This window comes from Streptomyces sp. 150FB (genome assembly GCF_000818195.1).
GTDB lineage: Bacteria > Actinomycetota > Actinomycetes > Streptomycetales > Streptomycetaceae > Streptomyces.
Genome location: NZ_JTHL01000001.1, coordinates 8,635,459 through 8,641,326, shown reverse-complemented (window position 1 = coordinate 8,641,326; position 5,868 = coordinate 8,635,459). Strand labels below are relative to the sequence as shown.

Here is a 5,868-nt window from a genome sequence, read left to right as displayed (position 1 = left end):
ACCACCACGGACCCGGCCCACCCCGACAACCCGCCCGAACCCGCACCCCAAAACAACCCCCACCCCGCCCGATCGACCATCAGCCAAGGGCTGTCCTGCGTCCATCGGCGCCCACCACACCCGCCCAACACACCAGCCGGACCCTACGGCGCAGCCGCATAACCGCCCACTGACGGCCAGCGGACTGTCAACACCACCGACTCCTCCTCCGCGAACCAGGAGTGGTCGACCCCGCGCCCCCACACGACGTAGTCGCCCTGCTGCTCCAGGAGAACGCTGCGGCCGGGGAGTTCGACGCGAAAGCGGCCGCTGATGAGCACCAGGAGAGCGGTCCGCTCCTCGCCGCTCACCCACCGGGCCCGCTCGTCACCGCGCGGATGAACGCCCCATTTGATCTCCACGGCCTCGCTGTGGCGTGGGTCGCCGACGTCCTTGAAGTGCCCGAGGAGCCACCCACGGTCAAGTACCGCGTCCTGCCCCGCATTACCCACGTACACACCGTCGCTCATGCGCGAAACCCTAGGCCGTCTCCACCTCAGGTCACCGGCCACGGGTCACCAGCCCCAGGCCACCGGCCCACCCCAACCACGCCCCAGAACCACGCCTCAGAGCCACGCCCCCCGAGCCGCGCCCCCGAGCCGCCCGTCCGTCAGACGTGGACGCCCATCGACCGCAGGTAGGCCAACGGGTCGATGTCGCTGCCGTATTCGGGGCCCGTACGCATCTCGAAGTGCAGGTGCGGGCCCGTGACGTTGCCCGTTGAGCCCGATCTCGCGATCCGCTGGCCGGTGTTGACCTTCTGGCCCACGTGGACGTTGAGCGCGGAGAGGTGCGCGTACTGGCTGTACTTGCCGTCCGAGTGCCGGATGACGACCTGGTAGCCGTACGAACCGCCCCAGCCCGCCGAGACGACATGGCCGGCCTCGACAGCCTTCACCGACGTGCCCGTGGGGACGAGGAAGTCGACGCCGGTGTGGTAGCCGCTCGACCAGGAGGAGCCGGACCGGTGGTACGGAGTGCCGATCGACGCCGAGACCGGGGCGGTGGCGCCGCTCGACTTCGGCTTCTCGGTGTGTGGCGCCGGCTTGTGCGCGGCGGGCTTCGGCTTCGCGGTGTGAGCTGCCGGCTTGGGCGCCGCCTGCTTGGGCTTCTCCGCCTGCTTGGGCTTCTCGACCTGCTTGGGCTTCTCGACCTGCTTCGGCTTCTCCACCTGCTTGGACTGCTCGGCCTTCTTCGCCGCCGGCGCCGGGCCCCCCTTCGCCGGTGCCTGGACGCGCAGTACCAGTTTCTGTCCCGGGAAGATCAGGTCGGGGTCGGCGCCCACGACCCCGCGGTTCTCCTCGTACAGGCGGTGCCAGCCGCCCTTGACCTGCTCGTCGACCGCGATCTCGGAGAGGGAGTCCCCACGGGCCACGGTGTAAGCCTCGCGCTGGCCCGGCACGGTGGTCGGGGACGCGGCCTTCTTCGTGGCGATCTGTTTCGTGCCCACGGAGTCGGTCACGGGCGCGTTCCCGGACATCGACGCGTTCCCGGACACCGACGCGTTCCCGGCCGTCCCCGCGTTCCCGGCCCTCGACGCGTTCCCCGTCCCCGGCGCGTCACCGCCTCGGGTCAGACCCGCCTTGACCGAGCAGGCGGGCCACGCCCCGGGGCCCTGCCCCTTGAGCACCTTCTCGGCGACCGCGATCTGCTGGTCCTTGGTGGCGAGATCCGCGCGCGGCGCGTAGCTCCCGCCGCCGTAGGCCTCCCAGGTGGACTGGGTGAACTGGAGCCCGCCGTAATAGCCGTTGCCCGAATTGATCTGCCAGTTGTTGGTCGACTCGCAGGCCGCGACCTTCTCCCAGACGTCCCCGGGCGCCGCGTGCGCCAGTCCGGCGCCGATGAGCGGCAAGGCCATTCCCGCACCGCCCGCCGTGACGGTCAGTGACGCGCGGTTGATACGGCTGGGCTGGTATCGGCGGTGCCGACCGTTCGCGGCCATGGCGTGGCTCCCCCATCGGCAAAGTAGGACACGTCGCAATGGGTCAACCTAGAGGGTGCGCGCGGAGCGGGACAAGGGCCTCCACTACTTTCTGCTCGTCTCCGACCACGCAACGCTGCCGGGGACCCGCTCCGAGCTGCGACAAGAGTCCCCATTGACAGCTCCGACATTCTCCGGAGACTCTTGGCCCGAGGCAACGGGAGAGCGCTCTCCGGCCGCCGCGCGAAGGGGGCAGGCATGAATGACGACGAGATCGATCTTCTGCTGGGGAAGCTGGACACCCGCCAGAAGACACGTCTGTTGACGGGCGCCAGTACGTGGAGTACCCACGCGGAGCCCGCCGTCGGGCTCCGTCCGCTCACCCTGTCCGACGGTCCCGCAGGGGTACGCGGAGACACGTGGGACGAGCGGCGCACCTCGCTCGTACTGCCCTCCCCCACCGCGCTCGCCGCCGCCTGGGACGACGAACTCGTCGCCGAACTCGGCGGGTTGCTCGCCGCCGAGGCGAGGCGCAAGGGCGTCGACGTCCTTCTCGCCCCCACCCTCAATCTGCACCGGTCGCCGCTGGGTGGCAGGCACTTCGAGTGCTTCTCCGAGGACCCGCTGCTCACCGGCCGTACGGGCGCCGCCCTCATCGCGGGGATCCAGGCCGGCGGGGTCGCCGCAACGGCCAAACACTTCGTCGGCAACGACGCGGAGACCGACCGGCTCACGGTCGACGTGGAAATCGACGAACAGACCCTGCACGAGGTGTATCTCGCCCCCTTCGAGGCGGCGGTGGAGGCCGGGGTGCTGGCCGTCATGTCCGCGTACAACCGGGTCAACGGCGTGACCATGTCGGCGGGTTCGCTGCTCTCCCGGCCGCTCAAGGAGGACTGGGGGTTCACCGGGCCCGTCGTCTCCGACTGGGGCGCGGTGCGCTCCCTCCTCGACACGGCGCGCTCCGCCCAGGACTTGGCGATGCCCGGCCCTGAGGGCCCCTGGGCCGATGGGCTGCTCGGCGCAGTACAGGCGGGCCTGGTGCCGCTGGAGGCGGTCGACGACAAGGTACGCAGACTGCTGCGCCTCGCCTCTCGCGTGGGCGCCCTCGGCGAGCCGGTCCAGGTGAAGCGTCCCGCGCAAGGCCCGTCCGCACAGCGGCGGTTGCTGCGCCGGGCGGTCGCGGCCGGCACCGTGCTGCTGCGCAACGAGAACCAGGTGCTGCCGCTGGACCCGGGGGTGCTGCGTTCCGTCGCCGTCATCGGCCCGCATGCCACGGCGGTACGGATCCAGGGCGGCGGCAGCGCCGAGGTCTTCCCGGCCTCCGCGGTCTCCCCGCTGGAGGGCATCGCGGACGCCTTGCGCGGGATCGCCGCCGTGACCCACACCCCCGGCCTGCCTCCGTCCGGGCTGCCGCGCCCGCTGGACCCCTCCTGGTGCCGGGATCCGCGTGACGGCGAACCGGGCTTGCTCGTACGACTCTTGAACGCATCGGGCGACGAACTCCACGCCGAGCACCGGCTGTCGGGGCGGATCGTGGAGCCCGCCCGAGTGACCGGGGCGAGCACCGTCGAACTCCGCGCCCTCATCCGGCCGCCCACCGGGGGCTGTTGGACGCTCGCCGTCGGCGGCTGGGGTCCGATCTCGCTGTCCGTGGACGGGCGGATCCTGCTGGAGGGCACCTTCCCGCTGGACTCCGACGACCCGACCCGGGTCCATGTCGCACCGCCCTACCACCGCGTGGAGACGGACCTGCGCGCCGGGCAGGAGGTCGAGGTCACCGTCACACGCGGGCTCGCCCCGGGGACCGGCGTGGCCACTTTCCTGGCAGCGGCCCCGCCCCCCGGTGACCAGACAGCCGCGCTGGCCGCCGCCGTGCAGGCCGCCCGTACCTCCGACGCCACGATCGTCGTCGTCGGCACCACGGAGGAGAGCGAGTCGGAGGGACGCGACCGGGACACCCTCGCGCTGCCGGACGGGCAGGACGCGTTGGTACGGGCCGTCGCCGAGGCCGATCCGCGTACGGTCGTCGTGGTGAACGCGGGCGGACCCGTCACCCTGCCCTGGCTCGCGCGGGTTCCGGCACTGCTGCTGGCCTGGTTCCCCGGGCAGGAGGCCGGACACGGCCTGGCCGACGTGCTGTTCGGGCGGGCGGAGCCGGGCGGCAGACTGCCCACCACCTGGCCGGCGGCGGCCGAGGACGTACCCGTTCTGCGTACCCGTCCCACCGACGGCGTGCTGCGGTACGACGAGGGCCCGCACATCGGCTACCGCGCCTGGCTCCGTTCGGGCACGGCCCCGGCCCACTGGTTCGGTCACGGTCTCGGCTACACGAGTTGGTCGTACAACGCGATCCAGGCGCCGGGTACGGTGCGCGCCGGCGAGCCCTTCGAGGTGCGTGTCCGGGTACGCAACACGGGTGCCCGGCGCGGTCGTGAGGTCGTTCAGCTCTATCTGGCCAGGGCCGACACAGCAGTTGAGCGCCCGGTGCGCATGCTCGTCGGCCATACGGCGGTCACCGCCGACCCCGGGCAGGACGCCGTCGCCGTCGTACGGGTGGGGGCGCGCGCGTTGGCCCACTGGTCGGCGCTGTCGCACAGTTGGGAGAGCGAACCCGGCGATTTCACCCTGCTGGGCGGCCGTTCGGCGGGCGATCTTCCCCTGGAGGCCGTCGTCAACCTGGCCGCTCCACCCACGTGCTGAGCAGGGGCGACCACGGAGAGCGCTCTCCCCTCCTGCTATAAATGCGGTCATGACGGAAGATCCCCGACCCTCGGCGGCCGCGCCCACCCTGGAGGATGTGGCGAAGGCGGCCGGTGTCTCGCGTGCCACCGTCTCGCGTGTCGTCAACGGCGTACGCAACGTCGATCCGGTGATCCAGGAAGCGGTGCGCAAGGCGGTCGCCGCCACCGGCTACGCACCGAACCGGGCGGCCCGTTCGCTGGTCACCCGCCGCGCGGACGCCATTGCCCTCGTGGTCTCCGGCGCCGGAGACGACCCGGCCCCGGGCGAACCGGCCGACCCGACGGACCCCGCCGACCCGACAGACCCGGCCGACCCCACGGACCCCGGCGACCCCGCGCCCCCGACCGCGTCGAGCGAGCCGACCGTCCCGGAGAGCAGCGGTAACAGGGCGGAGGTCCCAGGGGCCGACGCCGGCGGCTCCTTCACCGCGCAGGTCTTCGCCGACCCGTTCTTCGGCCGGGTGGTGACCGGCGTCGTCAACTACCTTCGCCCGCGCGGCATGTACCCCGTGCTGATGTTCGCCGAGACCTCCCGCGCCCGCGACGAGGTCGTGTCGTACCTGCGCAGGGGGAACGCCGACGGCGCCCTCGTCGTCTCGACCCACGCCGAGGACCCGCTGCCGGGTCTGATCACGGAGGCGGGGGTGCCCGCCGTGCTGTACGCGCGCCCCTCGCGGCCCGTGGGCATCAGTTATGTGGACCTCGCCCACCAGGACGGCGCCCGGCTCGCCGCCGAGCATCTGCTGGCCCGCGGCTGCCGCCGTATCGCCACGATCAGCGGCCCGCTCGACGTGCCCGCCGCCGCTGACCGGCTCACCGGCTTCCGCGACACCATGGCGCGGCGCGGCCACCGTGATGTCCCGGTCGCCGGCGGCGAGTTCACCCAGGAGAGCGGTGAGGCGGCCATGGCGCGGCTGCTCGCCGAACACCCGGATCTGGACGGGGTGTTCGCGGCCAACGACCTGATGGCGGTGGGCGCCTGTCATGTGCTGCGTGAGCACGGCAGGCGGGTGCCCGAGGATGTCGCCGTGATCGGCTTCGACGACAGCAGCGCTGCCGCCGCCTGCCGTCCGCCGCTCACCACGGTCCGCCAGCCGGTGGAGAGCATGGCCGCGGAGATGGCCCGGCTGCTGATCGCACGACTGGCGGGACAGGACCTGCCGG

General features: G+C 72.3%; 4 protein-coding genes. 2 read left to right on the top strand and 2 right to left on the bottom strand.

Translation table 11 applies throughout. The features are described from left to right. Positions 1-143 precede the first annotated feature (143 nt). Together QR77_RS37080 and QR77_RS37075 are read right to left on the bottom strand one after the other, a co-directional pair. Positions 144-509: a hypothetical protein gene (locus QR77_RS37080; RefSeq protein ID WP_040026367.1), complete on the bottom strand. Its 366-nt coding sequence runs from the start codon at positions 507-509 to the stop codon at positions 144-146. Positions 510-649: 140 nt separating this feature from the next. Next, positions 650-1,981, bottom strand: a complete 1,332-nt coding sequence (locus QR77_RS37075) for a transglycosylase family protein (RefSeq protein WP_040026366.1) — start codon at positions 1,979-1,981, stop codon at positions 650-652. A gap of 237 nt (positions 1,982-2,218) precedes the next feature. Between QR77_RS37075 and QR77_RS37070 the strand changes: the two genes are divergently transcribed. Beyond that, entirely contained in the window at positions 2,219-4,663 is a 2,445-nt protein-coding gene (locus tag QR77_RS37070) for a glycoside hydrolase family 3 C-terminal domain-containing protein (RefSeq protein ID WP_052489347.1), read from the top strand. A gap of 49 nt (positions 4,664-4,712) precedes the next feature. Beyond that, positions 4,713-5,868: LacI family DNA-binding transcriptional regulator (locus QR77_RS37065; protein WP_063798125.1), on the top strand; the 1,156-nt coding region annotated here is incomplete at its 3' end.

Excerpts from the sequence above, each read along its gene's own strand:
- QR77_RS37080 (WP_040026367.1), bottom strand. The coding sequence starts at position 509 with ATGAGCGACGGTGTGTACGTGGGTAATGCGGGGCAGGACGCGGTACTT.
- QR77_RS37075 (WP_040026366.1), bottom strand. The coding sequence starts at position 1,981 with ATGGCCGCGAACGGTCGGCACCGCCGATACCAGCCCAGCCGTATCAAC.
- QR77_RS37070 (WP_052489347.1), top strand. The coding sequence starts at position 2,219 with ATGAATGACGACGAGATCGATCTTCTGCTGGGGAAGCTGGACACCCGC.